General features: G+C 72.6%; 18 protein-coding genes. 8 read left to right on the top strand and 10 right to left on the bottom strand.

The genetic code is table 11. The features are described from left to right. Positions 1 to 23: 23 nt before the first annotated feature. Positions 24 to 542 carry a hypothetical protein gene (locus tag ASD33_RS01675; RefSeq protein ID WP_056552044.1) on the top strand — a complete coding sequence of 173 codons (519 nt, stop codon included), beginning with the start codon at positions 24 to 26 and terminating at the stop codon, positions 540 to 542. Between the two features lie 60 nt (positions 543 to 602). Here ASD33_RS01675 and ASD33_RS01680 read toward each other — a convergent pair whose 3' ends face one another. Further along, positions 603 to 1157 carry a MarR family transcriptional regulator gene (locus ASD33_RS01680; RefSeq protein WP_056552047.1) on the bottom strand — a complete coding sequence of 185 codons (555 nt, stop codon included), beginning with the start codon at positions 1155 to 1157 and terminating at the stop codon, positions 603 to 605. Positions 1158 to 1257: 100 nt separating this feature from the next. On the opposite strand from ASD33_RS01680, the gene ASD33_RS01685 reads away from it, so the two are divergent. Next, positions 1258 to 2475 (top strand): MFS transporter, encoded by a 1218-nt coding sequence (locus ASD33_RS01685; protein WP_056552049.1) that lies wholly within the window; start codon positions 1258 to 1260, stop codon positions 2473 to 2475. Positions 2476 to 2501: 26 nt separating this feature from the next. Here the strand turns inward: ASD33_RS01685 and ASD33_RS01690 are convergent, their stop codons facing one another. Further along, positions 2502 to 3266: an alpha/beta hydrolase gene (locus ASD33_RS01690; protein ID WP_056552052.1), complete on the bottom strand. Its 765-nt coding sequence runs from the start codon at positions 3264 to 3266 to the stop codon at positions 2502 to 2504. A 124-nt stretch (positions 3267 to 3390) separates the two neighbouring features. Between ASD33_RS01690 and ASD33_RS01695 the strand changes: the two genes are divergently transcribed. From ASD33_RS01695 to ASD33_RS01705, 3 genes are read left to right on the top strand one after another with little or no spacing between them, the layout of a single operon-like run. After that, the gene (locus ASD33_RS01695; RefSeq protein ID WP_056552055.1) at positions 3391 to 3825 is read left to right on the top strand and encodes a hypothetical protein; all 435 of its coding nucleotides are present in this window, start codon (positions 3391 to 3393) and stop codon (positions 3823 to 3825) included. A gap of 5 nt (positions 3826 to 3830) precedes the next feature. Then, on the top strand, positions 3831 to 4250 hold the full coding sequence (locus ASD33_RS01700) for a DCC1-like thiol-disulfide oxidoreductase family protein (RefSeq protein ID WP_199863426.1): 420 nt from the start codon (positions 3831 to 3833) through the stop codon (positions 4248 to 4250). Between the two features lie 10 nt (positions 4251 to 4260). Further along, positions 4261 to 5028 (top strand): TetR family transcriptional regulator, encoded by a 768-nt coding sequence (locus tag ASD33_RS01705; RefSeq protein WP_056552058.1) that lies wholly within the window; start codon positions 4261 to 4263, stop codon positions 5026 to 5028. Positions 5029 to 5120: 92 nt separating this feature from the next. Here the strand turns inward: ASD33_RS01705 and ASD33_RS01710 are convergent, their stop codons facing one another. The 3 genes from ASD33_RS01710 to ASD33_RS01720 all read right to left on the bottom strand — a co-directional run bounded on the left by ASD33_RS01710 (position 5121) and on the right by ASD33_RS01720 (position 8460). Continuing rightward, the gene (locus tag ASD33_RS01710) at positions 5121 to 6674 is read right to left on the bottom strand and encodes an ABC transporter substrate-binding protein (RefSeq protein WP_056552061.1); all 1554 of its coding nucleotides are present in this window, start codon (positions 6672 to 6674) and stop codon (positions 5121 to 5123) included. A 193-nt stretch (positions 6675 to 6867) separates the two neighbouring features. Then, positions 6868 to 8178 carry a metallophosphoesterase gene (locus ASD33_RS01715; protein WP_056552064.1) on the bottom strand — a complete coding sequence of 437 codons (1311 nt, stop codon included), beginning with the start codon at positions 8176 to 8178 and terminating at the stop codon, positions 6868 to 6870. A gap of 36 nt (positions 8179 to 8214) precedes the next feature. After that, positions 8215 to 8460 (bottom strand): hypothetical protein, encoded by a 246-nt coding sequence (locus ASD33_RS01720; RefSeq protein ID WP_056552067.1) that lies wholly within the window; start codon positions 8458 to 8460, stop codon positions 8215 to 8217. Positions 8461 to 8569: 109 nt separating this feature from the next. Between ASD33_RS01720 and ASD33_RS01725 the strand changes: the two genes are divergently transcribed. Beyond that, on the top strand, positions 8570 to 9838 hold the full coding sequence (locus ASD33_RS01725; protein ID WP_056552069.1) for a D-alanyl-D-alanine carboxypeptidase: 1269 nt from the start codon (positions 8570 to 8572) through the stop codon (positions 9836 to 9838). On the opposite strand, the gene ASD33_RS01730 is transcribed toward ASD33_RS01725, so the two are convergent. From ASD33_RS01730 to ASD33_RS01740, 3 genes are all read right to left on the bottom strand, one after another. After that, the gene (locus ASD33_RS01730) at positions 9762 to 10670 is read right to left on the bottom strand and encodes a YihY/virulence factor BrkB family protein (protein ID WP_056552072.1); all 909 of its coding nucleotides are present in this window, start codon (positions 10668 to 10670) and stop codon (positions 9762 to 9764) included. The two genes, ASD33_RS01725 and ASD33_RS01730, sit on opposite strands and share 77 nt — an antisense overlap. 127 nt (positions 10671 to 10797) lie before the next feature. Next, positions 10798 to 11748: a decaprenyl-phosphate phosphoribosyltransferase gene (locus ASD33_RS01735; protein ID WP_056552075.1), complete on the bottom strand. Its 951-nt coding sequence runs from the start codon at positions 11746 to 11748 to the stop codon at positions 10798 to 10800. Beyond that, the gene (locus tag ASD33_RS01740) at positions 11745 to 12245 is read right to left on the bottom strand and encodes a phosphatase PAP2 family protein (RefSeq protein ID WP_056553737.1); all 501 of its coding nucleotides are present in this window, start codon (positions 12243 to 12245) and stop codon (positions 11745 to 11747) included. Before ASD33_RS01740 ends, ASD33_RS01735 begins: the two co-directional genes overlap by 4 nt. 261 nt (positions 12246 to 12506) lie before the next feature. Here ASD33_RS01740 and ASD33_RS01745 point away from each other — a divergent pair, with 261 nt between their 5' ends. Then, the gene (locus tag ASD33_RS01745) at positions 12507 to 13892 is read left to right on the top strand and encodes an FAD-binding oxidoreductase (RefSeq protein WP_056552078.1); all 1386 of its coding nucleotides are present in this window, start codon (positions 12507 to 12509) and stop codon (positions 13890 to 13892) included. An 8-nt stretch (positions 13893 to 13900) separates the two neighbouring features. After that, positions 13901 to 14656, top strand: a complete 756-nt coding sequence (locus tag ASD33_RS01750) for a decaprenylphospho-beta-D-erythro-pentofuranosid-2-ulose 2-reductase (protein ID WP_056552081.1) — start codon at positions 13901 to 13903, stop codon at positions 14654 to 14656. A gap of 46 nt (positions 14657 to 14702) precedes the next feature. Here ASD33_RS01750 and ASD33_RS01755 read toward each other — a convergent pair whose 3' ends face one another. Next, positions 14703 to 15293: a 2'-5' RNA ligase family protein gene (locus tag ASD33_RS01755; RefSeq protein ID WP_056552085.1), complete on the bottom strand. Its 591-nt coding sequence runs from the start codon at positions 15291 to 15293 to the stop codon at positions 14703 to 14705. A gap of 101 nt (positions 15294 to 15394) precedes the next feature. Next, positions 15395 to 16408, bottom strand: coding sequence for a tryptophan--tRNA ligase (gene trpS, locus ASD33_RS01760; protein WP_056552088.1), 1014 nt, complete (start codon positions 16406 to 16408; stop codon positions 15395 to 15397). Positions 16409 to 16483: the final 75 nt, after the last annotated feature.

Below are 16483 nucleotides of genomic sequence, written 5' to 3' on the forward strand. Positions count from 1 at the left end.
TTTTCGTTGTGGAGGACGGGGATATGAGCGATCCGAACCCTTACAAGCCGGAGGACTACCAGTGGGGGCCGGGCCAGCAGGCGGGAACGCCGGGCTACGGCTACCCGCAGGCTCCGGGGTACCAGCCGACCATGCCCGAGGGCGTGCCCGTCCCCCCGCAGCACCTGCCGGTGCCGCAGGCGGGCATGGCGGGCGGGGGTGCGCCGCTGCTGAGCCTGGGTGACATCACCGTGGTCGGCGACCAGATCATCACGCCGGCCGGGGCGATGCCCCTCAAGGGCTCCGTGTGGAACGCGATGGACATGTCGCGGACCGAGGAGAAGCTGCCCACGGTCGCGATCGTGCTGGCCGTCATCTTCTTCCTCTTCTGTCTGCTGGGACTGCTGTTCCTGCTGATGAAGGAGAAGACGACGACGGGCTTCATCCAGGTCACGGTGACCAGCGGGGGCCGTCACCACGCGACGATGATCCCGGCGCGGGGCCCGGACACCATCCACTGGGTGATGGGGCAGCTCAACTACGCGCGGTCGCTGAGCATGTGAGTGCGCGTCCGGAGCAGGGTCCGCCCGGAAGACCGTGCGGGGCGGGCCCGGGCCGGGGTGTCAGCCGTGCCAGGAGTGCGGCGGTTCGGTGGACTCCGCCTCGGTCATGATCCGGCGGAGCATGTCGTTGAGGAGGGTCCGCTCCTCGGGGGTGAGGACGCCGAGCAGGCGGTACTCCTCGTCGCCCAGGACGTCCATCGCGCCGAGCCAGGTCTCGCGGCCGGTCCCGGTGAGTTCGACGACGACCCGGCGGCGGTCGGTGGTGGACGGGGTACGGCGGACGAAGCCGCGCTTCTCCAGGGCGTCGAGGCGGCCGGAGACGGAGGCGGGGGCCAGGTCGAGGTCCTGCGCGAGTTCGGAGGGGGCGGCGCTGCCGCCGCGGCCGGCGATCTTGTGCAGGGTGTCGAACTCGTGGCGCTCCAGGTCGAAGTCGACGAGGGACTGCTCCCTGACCCGCCGCAGGTGCACGGAGAGCTTCTTCATCCGGGTGACGGCCCCCTCGACGACGGGGTCGAGCCCGGGCAGGACGGGCTTCCAGCGGGCGACGTGCCCGTCGGTCCAGTCGCGCCGCACGGGGGTCGCCTCCGGGGGGTCGGTCGCTTCCGTCGGCTCCATGGCCCGATCGTACGTCGCCGCTCCCGCTCCCCCACCTCGAACTACTTCGTTACCTAATATTTCGTTGACGAACCATTCGGTTCCGAAATAGCTTGCGGGTATGACGGCTGCTCCCGACACGGCACCCCTACCCCTCCCGCACCCCCTGCGCACCCGCTCCTTCCGGCTGCTCTTCACCGGTCGGGCGCTCTCCCTCCTGGGCGACGCCGCCATCCCGGCCGCCCTCGCCCTCGCGGTCCTGGAGGCCACCGGCTCCACCTCCGCGCTCGCCCTGGTCCTCGGCTGCGCGATGGTGCCCAAGCTGCTCCTGCTGCCGCTGGGCGGGGTCGTGGGCGACCGGTTCGACGCCCGCACGGTCGCGCTCACCACCGACCTCGTCCGGTGCGTCACCCAGCTCGTCGTCGGCGTCCAGCTGCTCGGCGGCGCCCCGAGCCTCGCCGTGCTGGCGGTCGCCGAGGCGCTCGGCGGCGCGGCGGGGGCGTTCGCGATGCCGACCAGCTCGCCGCTCGTGAAGGGGACGGTGCCCGCCGGGTCGCTGCACCGGGCCAACGCGGCGATGAGCGTCGCCCAGAGCGCCGGACGGCTGGGCGGGCCGGCGCTCGCGGGCACCCTCGTCCTGACCGTGGGGCCGGGCTGGGCGTTCGTGCTCGACGCGGCCACCTTCGCCGTCAGCGCCCTGCTCCTGACGGCGGTGCGGGTGGAGCGGGTGGCCGTCCCGCGCCGCTCGCTCCGGGCCGACCTGATGGAGGGCTGGCGGGAGGTCCGCTCCCGGGACTGGTACTGGAGCAGCCTCATCGGCCACAGCGCGTGGAACGGCGCCGCGGCCGTCCTGATGACCCTCGGTCCCGCCGTGGCCGTGCAGCGGCTCGGGGGCGGCACCACCTGGGTCGTCCTGCTCCAGGTCGGCGCCGTCGGGTTCCTGCTCGGGGCGCTGCTCGCCGACCGGGTCAGCCCCCGGCGCCCGGTCCTCGTGGCGAACCTCGGACTCGCCACGTACGCCCTGCCGTTGGTCCTGCTCGCGGTCGCCGCGCCCGCCCCGGTGACGATCGCCGCGTACGGCCTCGCGCAGGCGGGGCTCGGCTTCCTGTCGCCCGTGTGGTCGACCGCCGTCCAGCGCGAGGTGCCCGCGCACGCGCTGGCGCGGGTCACCTCGTACGACTGGCTGCTCTCGCTGGCCGCGATGCCCCTGGGATACGTCCTGGCCCCGCTCGCCGCCTCGGCCTGGGGCCCCGGGGTGCCGCTGGTCGCCGCCGCGGTGGCGGTGGGCGGCTGCTGCCTGGCCACGGTGCTGGTGCCGGGGGTGCGCCGGCTCGCCTGAGCGATGCCGGCGGGTACGGACGCGGCCTAGAGGGTCTCCTTCAGGAAGTCCGTGAGGAGGCGGGCCGTCTCGGCCGGGCGTTCCAGGGCCGGGAGGTGTCCCGCCCAGTCGAGGTCGACGCGGCGGGCTGCGGGGAGCAGTCCGGCGAGGTCGTCGGCGACGGCCCGGAAGTCGGGGACGTCGTGACCGCCGGAGGCCACCAGGGCGGGGACCGCGATCCCGGCGAGTTCGTCCCGGGTGACCTCGGGGTCGACGGGGTGGAACTCCTCGGGCGCGGCGAGCTGGACGTCGAAGGCGCGGCGCTGCATCGCGCGGACGAGGGCGCGGGCCTCGGGTCCCGCGTCGGGGCCGAGCCAGGTGTCGACGTTGAGTTCGACGGCGGCGTCGAGGTCGCCCGCGTCGAGCAGCGCGTCCTCGCGGGCGCCCCAGGCGCGCAGTTCGTCGCTGGGCGCGAAGCCGGGGATGTTGGAGCCGAGCAGGGCGAGGGCGGAGACGCGGCCGGGGTTGCGGGCGGCGAACTCCAGGGCGACGCAGCCCCCGAAGGAGGAGCCGACCACGGCCGCGCGGTCGGCGCCGAGGTGGTCGAGGAGGTCCCGGACGTCGTCGGCGTGGGTGTGCCGGGCGTCGACGGGGCTCTCGCCGAAGCCGCGGAGGTCGCAGCGGACGACCCGGTGTCCCGCCTCGGCGAGCGCCTGGAACTGGCCGTCCCACATCCGGCGGTCGCAGACCCCGGAGTGCAGCAGGAGGACGGTCGAGGGGCCGTGTCCGGCCGTGTCATGAGAGAGAGTCACCCGCCGACCCTAAGGGGTGTCCCCGGGGGCGGCCAGCGGGTTTCCCCCTGGACTTGAACACGTTCAAAGAGAGGTCTACAGTCAGGACCGCCAGCTTTTGAACGCGTTCAAGGGAGGGTGGGGCATGGACCTCACTGTCATCGCGTACATCGTCTACCTGCTGATCAGCGTGGCTCTGACCGTCTGGGTCGCGCGCACGCTCAGCCGCAACGGAAGGATCTTCCTCGCGGACGTCCTGCACGGGAACGAGAAGCTCGCCGAAGCGGTCAACCACCTCCTGGTGGTGGGCTTCTACCTCGTCAACTTCGGCTTCGTCGCCCTCTACCTGAGCCAGGACGCCGCCGTCCTCGACGCCCGCGCGCTCTTCGAGGCGCTCTCCGTCAAGCTCGGAGTCGTGCTGCTGGTCCTGGGCGTCATGCACCTCGCGAACGTGTACGTGCTCAACAAGATCCGGCGCCGGGGCGTCATGGAGCGCGAACAGGTGCCGCCGGTCGGCCCGCACGGCTGGACCGCGGCGCCCAAGGCCGGCCCCTGGGCCCCGCCCGCGCCGCAGCGCTGACCGCCGTGGCGACCCCCGTGGGCCATCTGACGGTGCTGTACGACGCCGACTGCCCGCTCTGCGTCCACCTCAGGCACTGGCTGCTGCGCCAGCGGCAGCTCGTCCCGCTCGACCTCGTACCGGCCGGTTCGCAGGAGGCCGGGCGCCGCTTCCCGGACCTCGACCACGCCGCCACCCTGCGGGAGATCACCGTGGTCGGGGACCGGGGGCAGGTCTACCGGGAGACCGCCGCCTGGATCGTCTGCCTCTGGGCGCTCGCCGACCACCGGGCCAAGGCCCACTGGCTGGCCACCCCCGCCGGGCAGCCCTTCGCCCGGATGACGGTCCTCGCGGCGGCGAAGTGGCGCGAGGCCCTCAAGGGACCCGGCGCCGACGGCGGACCCTGCGACGACGGGCACTGCGAGGTGCCCGGTCCGCCCGGTTAGGCTCGGTCCCGTGAAGGACGTGAAGGAAGAGAAGCAGGCCGACGAGAAGAAGGCCCCGAAGAGCGAGCAGACCCGCACGCTCATCCTCGAAACCGCGCTCCGGCTGTTCAGGGAGCGCGGTTACGACAAGACGACGATGCGGGCCATCGCCCAGGAGGCCGGAGTCTCCGTCGGGAACGCGTACTACTACTTCTCGTCCAAGGAGCACCTCGTCCAGGGCTTCTACGACCGGATCGCCGAGGAGCACCAGGCGGCCGTCGAGTCCATCCTGACCGGCGGCGAGAAGGACCTCACGGCCCGCATCCGCGGGGTCTACCTCGGCTGGCTCGACATCGCCGAGCCGTACCACGAGTTCGCGTCCCAGTTCTTCAAGAACGCCGCCGACCCGGACAGCCCGCTCAGCCCGTTCTCGCCGGAGTCCGAGGGCCCGCGCGAGGCGGCGATCGAGGTCCACCGGCGGGTCATCTCCGGGGCCTCCGTGAAGGTCGACCCGGAACTGGCCGAAGCCCTCCCGCAGTTGCTCTGGCTCCAGCAGATGGGCCTGGTGCTGTTCTGGGTGTACGACCGCTCCGAGGGCGCCGCCAACAGCCGCCGCCTGGTGGAGCGCCTCGCGCCGGTCACCGCCCGCGCGATCTCGCTCTCCCGGTTCCGCATCCTGCGCCCGCTGGTCAAGGAGACCCACGAGCTGCTCTCCGACTTCATGCCCACGGCAGCCGGAATGGCGGCCTCGGGCAAGCCCAGGAAGCGGGCCGACCCGAAGGCGCCGGAGACCTCGTGAGAACGGGCCCGGCCCCGTCCGACGGTTCGCGTCGGACGGGGCCGGGCCCGGCGTGAAGGGCCGTACGGACCCTAGTCTCCTGACTCAGAAGACTAGATCCAGCTGAGCTCCCACAGGCGCCAGATGCCCGTACCGTCCGTGAGGTACTGGGAGCCGGCGACCGCCTCGGCGGAGAGGACGTAGTCCTTCTTCTGCCAGATCGGGACGAGCGGGACGTCGGTGGCGACCTCGCTCTGGATCGCCTTGAAGTCGGCGGTCGCGCGCGACCGGTCGCTGTACTGCTGGGTCGACGAGATCAGCCGGTCGATCCGCTTGCTGGAGAACTCGTTGTGCAGGGTGTTCTCGGTGCCGACGAGCGGCGCGGTGAAGCTGTCGGAGTCGGGGAAGTCGGGGAGCCAGCCGACGGTGTACGCGTCATAGGTGCCCTTCGCGTACGCCTTCTGGAACTCCGTCCACTTGATTTCCACCGCCTCGACCTCGAAGAGGCCGGTCTCCTCCAGCTGCCGCTTGATCTCGACGGTCTCGGCGGCGTAGGTGGCGTCCTTGCGGTAGCCGAAGCTGAACTTCACCGGGGTCTTGATCCCGGCGTCCTTCAGGATCTTCTTCGCCGTCTTGGCGCTCGGCTCCGGGTAGGCGTCGTAGAAGGCGGTGCTGTGCCCGACGAAGCCCTGCGGGATGAGCGAGTACAGCGGCTCGACCGTGCCCTTGTACGCGCCCGTGGTGATCGCCGGGCGGTCCAGGACCGCGGCGACCGCCTGCCGTACGGCCTTGTCCGCCATGGGCGTGCCGGGCCGGACGTTGAAGACGAGGTTGCGGATCTCGGCGCTCTCCGCCTCGGTGAGCCGCGTCCCGTCCTTGGTGTCCAGGGAGGAGAGGAAGTCCGGCGGGAGCTGCCGGTGCGTCACCTGGACGTCCTTCGCCCGCCAGGCGTTGGCGAGGTCCTCGGACTGCGCGTAGTACTTCACGAGGACCGGGCCGCCCTTCTTGACGACGGCGCCCCGGTAGTTCGGGTTGGGCTCCAGGAGCGCGGTCTTGCCCGGCTTGTACTCCTTGAGGACGTACGGCCCGGATCCGTCGACCGCCGCGCCCGAGCGCAGCGCCTTCTCCGGGTACTTGTCCTTGTCGACGATCGAACCGGCACCCGTGGCCACCTTCAGCGGGAACGTGGCGTCCCGGGCACTCAGGTGGAAGGTGACGGTGCGGCCCTCGGCCGAGACGCTCTTCAGCGTCGGGAAGAGGGGCTGCGGACCGACGTCCGTCTTGATGCGCAGCATCCGCTCGAAGGAGTACTTGACGTCCTCGACGGTGACCTTGCGCCCGTTGGAGAACGAGAGGTCGTCACGGAGCGTGCACTGATAGGTAGTGAGCTTGGTGCCCACGAACTTGCAACTCTCGGCGGCGTCGGGGACCGGGGTCGTGAACCCCGGCTTGAACGTCAGCAGAGACTGGAAAACGTTGCTGTACATGGCCCAGGAACCGGCGTCGTACGCGCCGGCCGGGTCCAGTGAAGTGACCTCGTCGGTTGTGCCGACGCTGATCGGGTCGGTCCTGCCGGCGTCGGAGGGCAGGAGTTGCCAGCCCCCGACTCCGGCGGCCACCAGTACTCCACAAGTGATGAGGATCCGCAGACGGACCGTCGACCGCATTGCCGTGCTTCCTTTTTTCGTCCACCCCAGCTGCGACAACCCCCCGGAATCGTCGCGATGGCGTCATCCCATCACACCGATTTCACAAGTGGAAGAGAAAACTTTCACACCACAGGTATATGTCCGGGAAATGCGAATTTAAGTCGATGAGCAGCACGTATCGGTCTCGGAGCAGGGAGTGACCCTGCCCCATTTACGCCTGTTTCGAGGCGAGTTCGACGATCGTGATGTCGGAGGGGGCGCCGACCCGGACCGGAGGGCCCCAGGCGCCCGCGCCCCGGGACACGTACAGCTGGGTGTCCCCGTAGCGTTCGAGCCCGGCGACGGTCGGGTTGGCCAGTTCGGCGAGGTAGTTGCCGGGCCAGAGCTGACCGCCGTGGGTGTGGCCGGAGAGCTGGAGGTCCACGCCGTGGCGTACGGCGTCGTGGACGACGATCGGCTGGTGCGCCAGGAGGACGGCGGCGCGGGCCCGGTCGCGGTCGCCGAGCGCCCGCCCGAAGTCGGGACCGTGGCCCTCGCTCTCCCCGGCGACGTCGTCGACACCGGCGAGGTCGAAGCCGGCCGCGATCTCCACGCGCTCGTTGCGCAGCGGGTGCAGGCCCAGCTCGCGGACGTGGTCGACCCAGGCGTCGGCGCCGGAGAAGTACTCGTGGTTGCCGGTCACGAAGAAGGAGCCGTGGCGGGCACGGAGCCGGGCGAGCGGCTCGGCGGCGGAGCCGAGGTCCTGGACCGTGCCGTCGACGAGGTCGCCGACGACGGCGATCAGGTCGGGCTGGGCGGAGTTGATCGTGTCCACGATGCGCTGGGTGTGGGCGCGGCCCAGGATCGGTCCGAGGTGGATGTCGGACACGACGGCGATCCGGTAGCCGTGGACGGCGCGCGGGATCTTGGCGAGCGGGACGGTGACCCGCTTGATCCGGGGGCCGCGCAGGACGCCGTACGTCCCGTAGCCGACGGTCCCGACGGCGACGGCGGCGGCGGTGCCGCCCACGACCCGGGAGACGAAGAGCCGCCGGGAGACGTCGGCGGGGGTCTCGGAGGCCTCGGGGGCAGGGTTCGCGGGGGCTGGGGCCTCGGGGAGCGTCTCCGCTGCCGGTGCAGTGTCCGGGACCGGGGACGGTGCCGGTGCCGGTGCCGGTGCCGGTGCCGGTACGGGCGTCCCCGCCGGCGCCGTCGCCCTCGCGTCCCGCCGGACCAGCCAGGCGCGCAGGGCGGGCCGGACGGCCTCGCCGACGAGCAGGGCCAGGGTCAGGTACAGGAGCAGCGCGAGCCACAGGAACCCGGGCCAGGCGACCGCCTGCTGGAGCGTGAAGGGCGCTCCGGCGCGGGAGGAGACCAGGGCCGCGACGGAGAGCAGCGGCAGGGCCACGACGGCGGCCGTGCCCAGGCGGCGCGGCAGGCCGCCGCGCGTCGTGACGTCACGCACGAGGCGCTGCCACACATAGCGGTGGACCGCGACGAGCAGCGCGAGCACCACGATCAGAACCAGCAGGAAGACGACCACGTCCCGGAACCCCCTCTTGTCACCGCTCGCGCGGTTCTAGCCGTCCGCGCGGCGCGCGGCGCGCACTCCACGCAACCCGAGCACCCCGATCACCGTCCCCAGGACAAAGGACGTGACGGCGAGCAGCAGATGAACCCAGAAGTAGGCGGTCGGGTCGCCCGCGTCGTCGAAGGCGAGGCCGCTCCCGTCGTTCCAGAGGTTCTTGACGAAGGTGATCCAGATGAACCAGCTCCACACCCCGAACGCGAGCAGGAACCAGGAGACGCGGCCGCTGAGCTTCATGACCCCAGTATCACCGTGCGCCTCCACGGCCCCGCGTCCGGGTGGACGAGCCCGCGCGAACCGCCAGCCGGGGTTCGGATCGCTCTTCCGTACCTGTACGTTCACGACCGTGTCTGCTTCGAAGAAGACCGCTTGGGCGGTCGCCGCTGCTCTGTTTCTTCCCCTCGTCGCCGCCGGGCCCGCCCACGCGGACCCGAAGGACGACAAGGAGAAGCAGCAGCCCAAGCCGCCCGCCGCGATGTCCTCGGTCGGCGGTCCCCTGCTCGGCACCCCCGGGACGCAGGTGAAGCTGGGCCCCGGCGCCCCGGTCCTGCCGAAGGAGCTGTCCGGCCGGTCCTGGATCGTCGCCGACGCGGAGAACGGCCAGATCCTCGCCTCGCACAACGCGCACTGGCCGCTCGCCCCCGCGTCCACCCTCAAGATGCTCTTCGCGGACACCCTGCTGCCGAAGTTCCCCCGCACCCAGAACCACCTGGTGGCCCCCGCGGACCTGGCCGGGATGGGCGAGGGCTCCAGCCTGGTCGGCATCAAGGAGAAGCAGACCTACAGCGTCCACGACCTGTGGCTCGGCGTCTTCCTGCGCTCCGGTAACGACGCCGTACACGTGCTGACCAGCATGAACAACGGCCTGCGGCAGACCGTGAAGGACATGAACGACCGGGCGGCCGAGCTCCAGGCGCTCGACACCCACGTCGTCTCCCCGGACGGCTACGACGCCCCGGGCCAGGTCTCCTCCGCGTACGACCTGACACTGATCGCCCGCGACGGCATGCAGAACCCGGACTTCCGCGAGTACGCCGCCACGCCGCGGGCCGCCTTCCCCGGCGAGCAGAAGCCGGGCAAGAAGCGCGAGACCTTCGAGATCCAGAACACCAACCGGCTGCTCACCGGTGACCTCGGCGTCGCCCCGTACCAGGGCATCGCCGGGGTCAAGAACGGCAACACCACCCACGCGGGCGCCACCTTCACCGGGGTCGCCGAGCGCAACGGCAAGGTGCTGCTCGTCACCGTCATGAACCCCTCGTCGAAGGAGCAGCACGCGGTCTACCGCGAGGCCGCCCGGCTGCTCGACTGGGGCTTCGCGGCGGCCGGGAAGGTGACGCCGGTCGGCGAGCTGGTGCCGCCGAGGTCCGCCCGTACCGGGACGTCCGCCCCGGACACGGGCACCGCGCCCGCCCCCGGCAAGAACGCGCCGGACGGGCCCGTCCAGGCGGCGGTCGCCGAGAAGTCCGGCGGTGTCGGGATCGCGCTGGCCGTGGCGGGCGGCGTGCTCGTGCTGCTCGCCGGGGCGGTCTTCCTGGTCAACCGCCGCTGGCCGCTGGCCGGGGCGCAGGGCCGGCGTCGTCGCTCGGAGCGGACTCCCGACGTGAATCCGTAGCCGTCCACGCGGCGCAGAACAGCAGCAGCTTCGCGGTGAAGTTGATCCACAGCAGCAGGGCGACCGGCACGCCGAACGCCCCGTACATCGACTTCGCCGCGACGCCCTTCATATAGCCGCCGAGCAGCAGCTTCAGCAGTTCGAAGCCGACCGCCCCCATCAGCGCCGCCTCGACCAGCGCGCGGCGCGGCGGGTGCACGCCCGGCAGCAGCGTCAGCACGTACAGCAGGATCAGGAAGTCGGCGACGACGCCGACCAGGACGGCCGCGACCTGGAGGAGGACCCCGCCGGCCCCGTCGCCGGAGACGCCGATCCGGTCGGCGGACCAGCCGACGGCGGTGGAGCCGAGCCAGGACGCGGCGAGCGAGGCGAGGGCGACGCCGCCGAGACCGAGGAGGATGAGCCCGTCCTTGCCCTTGAGCAGGACCGGGTTGCCCTCGATGTCGTCGAGCCCCCACACCGCGCGCAGGCACTCCCGCATGGAGCCGATCCAGCTGATGCCGGTGACGAGCAGGATCGCGCCGGCGACGAGTCCGACGGTGCCGGCGTTGGCGACGAGCGAGCCGATGTCGAGCTGGTCGGAGATGCCGGGCACCTGCTCCCCGAGCTTCTCCTCGATGCGGTCGAGCTGGTCCTTGCTGAGCAGCGCGGCGCCGATCGCGGCGGCCACGGTGATCAGCGGGAAGAGGGCGAGGAAGGAGAGGAAGGTGATCGCGGCGGCGAGCCTGGTCCAGTGGGCCTCGTCGAGGGTCTCGTACGCGCGCCACGCGTGGGTGCGCATGAAGCGGACGACCCACGGGCCGATGACGGGGAGTCTCGTCAGCCAGTCCATGTCGTACCCCTGCCCCTCGACCGCTCCATCTCCTGCGCCTGCCCCTCGTTCGGTGTGCGTGCCCCCGGGTACGGCGACCGCGGGACGACCGTGCGTCGGTCCCGGTACGAGAATCCCCCGGCGGGGCTCACAGTCCCACGAGCGACATCCCGTACATCGCCGCCCACGCGAGCCCGATGACCACCAGCGGCCGGTCGCGCAGGACGACGTCCTCGGGGGCGCCCGCGGTGCCCCGGTCGGCGAAGACCGCGTACCGCAGCACTCCGAGGATGAAGGCGACCATGGAGAGCTGACGCCACGGCAGGAGCGTCTCCGCCGGGCCCGCCTCCAGGGCCCACAGGCAGTAGCCGAGGACGGCGGCACCGGCCGCGAGCTGCCAGACGAACCGCAGGTAGCCCGTGGTGTACCGGGTGAGCAGCGCGCGCGTGGCACCCTCGGCGCCCTCCATCTGCACGGCCTCGGAGTACCGCTTCGCCGCGACCATGAAGAGCGCCCCGAAGCCGGTGGTGATGAGGAACCAGCGGGACAGCGGGATGCCGAGCGCCACCCCGCCGATCATCGCGCGCATCAGGAAGCCGGTGGCGACGACCGCGAGGTCGACGACGAGGACGTGCTTGAGCCGCACGCAGTAGGCGGCCTGCATGACGAGGTAAGCGGCGAGCAGGGCGGCCGTCATGGCCCCGCAGAGCAGTGCGGCGGCGACGGCCGCGCCCAGGCCGAGCAGCACGCCGGTGCCGGCGGCGAGGCCCGCGGGGACCTGCCCGGCCGCCACCGGGCGGTGGCGTTTGACGGGGTGGGCGCGGTCGGCCTCGGCGTCTCGCGCGTCGTTGAGGAGGTAGACGGCGGACGCGGCGGCCGTGAACAGGGCGAAGACCAGGGCGAGTCGGGCGCCGGTCTGCCAGGAGTCGAGCCGCCCGGCGGCGACGGGCGCGGCGAGCACGAGCACGTTCTTGACCCACTGGCGGGGCCGGGCGGTCCTGAGCAGCCCGAGCGCGGGACCGAGCGGCGTACGCACGGGAGCGCCGTCCGGTACGGCGGTGGGCGCGGCGAGTACGGCGGCCCCGGCGCGCTCGGTCACGGCCGGACCTCCCCACGCGCGCGCGTGGCGGGGACGAGCAGCCGGCGGCCCGCGGCGGCGGTGGCCGCGCCGAGCAGGGCGCCCGCGGCCACGTCGGTCGGGTAGTGGACGCCGACGACGAGCCGGGAGACGCACAGGGCGGTCGCGAGCGGGGCGGCGATCCGGCCGGCGGGCGGGTGGAGCACGCCGAAGGCGACGGCGGCAGCGGCGGCGGAGGCCGCGTGGGAGCTGGGGAAGGAGTGCCGGCCGGCGGTGCGCACGAGCGGCCGGTAGGTCTCCGGGTCGGGCCGCGGCCGCCGCACCAGGCGTTTGACGCCCATGCTCGTCAGGTGCGCGGCGGCGATCAGGGCGGTGCCCCGCAGCCAGCCGTCGCGGCGGGCCGGGTCGAGGGCGGCGGCGGTCAGCCCGGCCGCCAGCCAGAGGGCGCCGTGCTCCCCGCCGGTGGAGAGCGCCCGGGCGAGGACGGCGACCGGGGGGCGGCGCCCGTGGGCGCGCATGGCGCCCAGGGCGCGCCGCTCGGCGAGGGCCCAGGGCCTCCCGCCCGTCTCGTCGGGTCGCCCGGTCACGGTCGGTCGTGCGTCGCGCATCCGTGTTCGTCCCCTGTCGCGCCTCGTCGTCCGGCTCGGTCAGGGCGACTGTGGCGCGGGGCGCGGCCGAGGGCACGGGCACTCTTTCCTGACACTCCTTTAATCACCCATTTCGACGAACCGCCATGCAATACCGGCATAAGCCACAGACGCGGCTATACGGTCACCCTCATGGCTGTCGACACCCGCCTCCTGGACGAGGACTGCGAAGCGATCACCGGCTGGGGACGCACCGCCCCGACCCTCGCGCGCGTGCAACGGCCCCGCGGCCGGGCCGAGGCCGTCGCGGCCGTCGACGCCCTCCGCGCCGGCCCGGCCCGCGGCACGATCGCCCGCGGCCTGGGCCGCGCCTACGGCGACGCCGCCCAGAACGCCGGCGGCACCGTCCTCGACATGACCGGCCTCGACCGCGTCCTCTCCGTCGACACCGCCGCCGGTCTCGTCGTCTGCGAGGCCGGCGTCAGCCTGCACCGGCTGATGACGGCGCTGCTGCCGCTCGGCTGGTTCGTGCCCGTCACCCCCGGCACCCGCTACGTCACCGTCGGCGGGGCGATCGGCGCCGACATCCACGGCAAGAACCACCACCTCTCCGGCTCCTTCGGCCGGCACGTGACCTCGCTCGAACTCCTCACCGCCGACGGGGAGGTCCGGACCGTGCTGCCCGGCACCCCGCTCTTCGACGCCACCACCGGCGGCATGGGCCTGACCGGGGTGATCCTCTCCGCCACCCTGCGGCTGCTGCCCGTCGAGACCGCGTACGTGTCCGTGGACACCGAGCGCGCCCGCGACCTCGACGAGCTGATGGCCCGGCTGACGGCGACCGACCACCGCTACCGCTACTCCGTCGCCTGGATCGACCTGCTCGCCCGGGGCTCCGCCACCGGGCGCGCGGTCCTCACCCGCGGCGACCACACCCCGTACGACGCGCTGCCCCGCCGCCACCGGGCCCGCCGCGCCCCGCTCGCCTTCCGGCCGGGACGGCTGCCCGCCCCTCCCCCGTACGTCCCCGGCGGGCTCCTCGGCCGCGGCAGCGTCGGGCTCTTCAACGCGTTCTGGTACCGCAGGGCCCCCCGCCGGAGCACCGGCGCCGTCCAGTCGCTGTCGGCCTTCTTCCACCCGCTGGACGGCATCCCGCACTGGAACCGGATCTACGGCCGCGAGGGCTTCGTCCAGTACCAGTTCGTCGTCCCGTACGGGCAGGAGGAGGCCCTGCGGAGGGTGGTGCGGCGGATCGCGGACCGCGGCTGCCCCTCGTTCCTCGCCGTGCTCAAGCGCTTCGGCGCGGGCGACCCCGGCTGGCTCTCCTTCCCGCTCCCCGGCTGGACCCTCGCGCTCGACCTGCCCACCGGGCTCCCCGGGCTCGGCGCGTTCCTCGACGCGCTGGACGAGGAGGTCGTGGGCGCGGGCGGCCGGGTCTACCTCGCCAAGGACTCCCGGGTGCGGCCGGAGACGCTGGCCGCCATGTATCCGCGGCTCGACGCCTTCCGGGCGCTGCGCGCCGAGCTCGACCCCCGGTCCGTCTTCACCTCCGACCTCGCCCGCCGTCTCGACCTCTAGGAGTTCCCGTGAAGGACGCCTTCGGTGCCCCGCAGTCCCTGCTCGTCCTCGGCGGCACCTCGGAGATCGGGCTCGCCACCGCCCGCCGGCTGATCGCCCGCCGGACCCGTACCGTCTGGCTCGCCGGGCGCCCCTCCCCCGCGCTGACCGCCGCCGCGGAGTCGCTGCGCGCGCTCGGCGCGGACGTGCGGACCGTGCCCTTCGACGCGCTCGACACCGAGTCGCACGAGGAGCGGCTCGGGAAGATCTTCACCGAGGGCGACATCGACATGGTGCTGCTCGCCTTCGGGGTCCTCGGGGACCAGGCGCGGGACGAGTCCGACCCGGTGGCCGCCGCCCGCGTCGCCCAGACCAACTACACGGGCGCCGTCTCGGCCGGGCTGGTGTGCGCGGGCGCGCTCCAGGCGCAGGGGCACGGCTCGCTGGTGGTGCTGTCCTCGGTGGCGGGCGAGCGGGCCCGCCGCGCCAACTTCATCTACGGCTCCTCGAAGGCGGGCCTCGACGCCTTCGCCCAGGGCCTCGGGGACGCGCTGCACGGGACCGGGGTGCACGTCATGGTCGTCCGGCCGGGGTTCGTGCGCTCGAAGATGACGGCCGGGCTCGCCGAGGCGCCGCTCGCGACGACCCCGGAGGCGGTCGCGACCGCGATCGAGCTGGGGCTGCGGCGCCGCTCGGAGACGGTGTGGGTGCCGGGGGCGCTGCGGATGGTGATGGCGGCGGTACGGCACGTGCCGAGGCCGCTGTTCCGGCGCCTGCCGATGTGACGTACGGCTCCCGGCGGTGTGGCGTACCGCTCCGGGCGGGACGGCGCTACGCGGTGGGGCTCGGCGTGTCGACCGGGCTGCCGCCCTGCGCCGGGACCGCCGAGATGGGGCGGCCGCTGCCGAACTCGTAGTCGTACAGCTTCCGCCAGACCCCGTCCGGGCCCTGCTCGTACAGCGCGAAGGAGCGGCACGTCCAGGCCGCCTCGTAGCCCGCGAGCTCCTCGTACGCCCGGTCCATCCCCTCCTCGGAGATGCCGTGCGCCACGGTGACGTGCGGGTGGTACGGGAACTGGAGCTCGCGCACCAGCGGGCCGGACTCGTCCCGGATCCGGGCCTGGAGCCGGGTGCAGAGGGGCACGCCCTCCTCCACCTTCACGAAGACGACCGGCGAGAGCGGCCGGAACGTCCCGGTGCCCTTGAGGCGCACGGGGAACGGCTGGTGGTCGGCGGCGACACCCGCGAGGTGCGCCTCGATCTCCGGCAGCCGCTCCTCCGCGACCTCGGTCGGCGGGACCAGGGTGACGTGCGTGGGGATGCCGTAGGCGGCCGGGTCCCCGAAGCCGGCGCGCCGCTCCTGGAGCAGGCTGCCGTAGGGCTCCGGGACCGCGATCGAAACGCCGAGCGTTACGGTCCCCACGTCGTTCTCCTCCGTTGTCGGTCGGCTTGTGCCGGGTGGTGCCGCCGCCAGTGTGCGGCCTGCACCACCCTTTGGGCCAGGGCCCTCGGTCTCGTACCCGCTCAGTGCTTGGCGGGCAGGAAACCGATCCGGTCGTACGTCTGCGCCAGCGTCTCGGCGGCGACCGCGCGGGCCTTCTCCGCTCCCTTGGCCAGGATCGAGTCCAGCGTCTCCGGGTCGTCCAGGTATTCCTGGGTGCGGGTCCGGAACGGCGTGACGAAGTCCACCATGACCTCGGCGAGATCCGTCTTCAGCGCGCCGTACATCTTGCCCTCGTAGCCCTTCACCAGGTCGTCGACGGACGTGCCGGTGAGCGTGGACATGATGCCGAGGAGGTTGGAGACGCCCGCCTTGTTCTCCGGGTCGAACCGGATCACGGTGTCGGTGTCGGTGACCGCGCTCTTGACCTTCTTCGCGGTGACCTTCGGGTCGTCCAGGAGGTTGATCAGACCCTTCGGCGTGGACGCCGACTTGCTCATCTTGATCGACGGGTCCTGGAGGTCGTAGATCTTCCCCGTCTCCTTGAGGATGTACGGCGAGGGGATCGTGAACGTGTCGCCGAAGCGGCCGTTGAAGCGCTCCGCGAGGTCGCGGGTCAGCTCGATGTGCTGGCGCTGGTCCTCGCCGACCGGGACCTGGTCGGCCTGGTAGAGCAGGATGTCCGCGACCTGGAGCACCGGGTACGTGAAGAGGCCGACGGTGGCGCGGTCGGCGCCGTGCCGGGCGGACTTGTCCTTGAACTGGGTCATGCGGGAGGCCTCGCCGAAGCCGGTGAGGCAGTTCATGACCCAGCCGAGCTGGGCGTGCTCGGGGACGTGGCTCTGGATGAACAGGGTGCAGCGTTCCGGGTCGAGACCGGCCGCGAGCAGCTGGGCGGCGGCGAGCCGGGTGTTGGCACGCAGCTCGGCGGGGTCCTGCGGGACCGTGATGGCGTGCAGGTCGACGACCATGTAGAAGGCGTCGTGGGTCTCCTGGAGGGCGACCCACTGGCGGACGGCGCCGAGGTAGTTGCCGAGGTGGAACGAGCCTGCGGTGGGCTGGATTCCGGAGAGCACGCGGGGACTGTCAGAGGCCATGCACATCATTCTCTCAGGTGTGGGAAGCGATCCCCGACTACCGGCGTGTGAGACCACGGACACAGCGCCGTACGG

Origin of the sequence: Streptomyces sp. Root1304, from assembly GCF_001426405.1 — a bacterium.
GTDB lineage: Bacteria > Actinomycetota > Actinomycetes > Streptomycetales > Streptomycetaceae > Streptomyces.

Bases quoted from the DNA above. Each gene is read 5' to 3' on its own strand.
- ASD33_RS01675 (WP_056552044.1), top strand. From the start codon at position 24: ATGAGCGATCCGAACCCTTACAAGCCGGAGGACTACCAGTGGGGGCCG.
- ASD33_RS01680 (WP_056552047.1), bottom strand. From the start codon at position 1,157: ATGGAGCCGACGGAAGCGACCGACCCCCCGGAGGCGACCCCCGTGCGG.
- ASD33_RS01685 (WP_056552049.1), top strand. From the start codon at position 1,258: ATGACGGCTGCTCCCGACACGGCACCCCTACCCCTCCCGCACCCCCTG.
- ASD33_RS01695 (WP_056552055.1), top strand. From the start codon at position 3,391: ATGGACCTCACTGTCATCGCGTACATCGTCTACCTGCTGATCAGCGTG.
- ASD33_RS01710 (WP_056552061.1), bottom strand. From the start codon at position 6,674: ATGCGGTCGACGGTCCGTCTGCGGATCCTCATCACTTGTGGAGTACTG.
- ASD33_RS01720 (WP_056552067.1), bottom strand. From the start codon at position 8,460: ATGAAGCTCAGCGGCCGCGTCTCCTGGTTCCTGCTCGCGTTCGGGGTG.
- ASD33_RS01730 (WP_056552072.1), bottom strand. From the start codon at position 10,670: ATGGACTGGCTGACGAGACTCCCCGTCATCGGCCCGTGGGTCGTCCGC.
- ASD33_RS01740 (WP_056553737.1), bottom strand. From the start codon at position 12,245: ATGCGCGCCCACGGGCGCCGCCCCCCGGTCGCCGTCCTCGCCCGGGCG.
- ASD33_RS01745 (WP_056552078.1), top strand. From the start codon at position 12,507: ATGGCTGTCGACACCCGCCTCCTGGACGAGGACTGCGAAGCGATCACC.
- trpS (WP_056552088.1), bottom strand. From the start codon at position 16,408: ATGGCCTCTGACAGTCCCCGCGTGCTCTCCGGAATCCAGCCCACCGCA.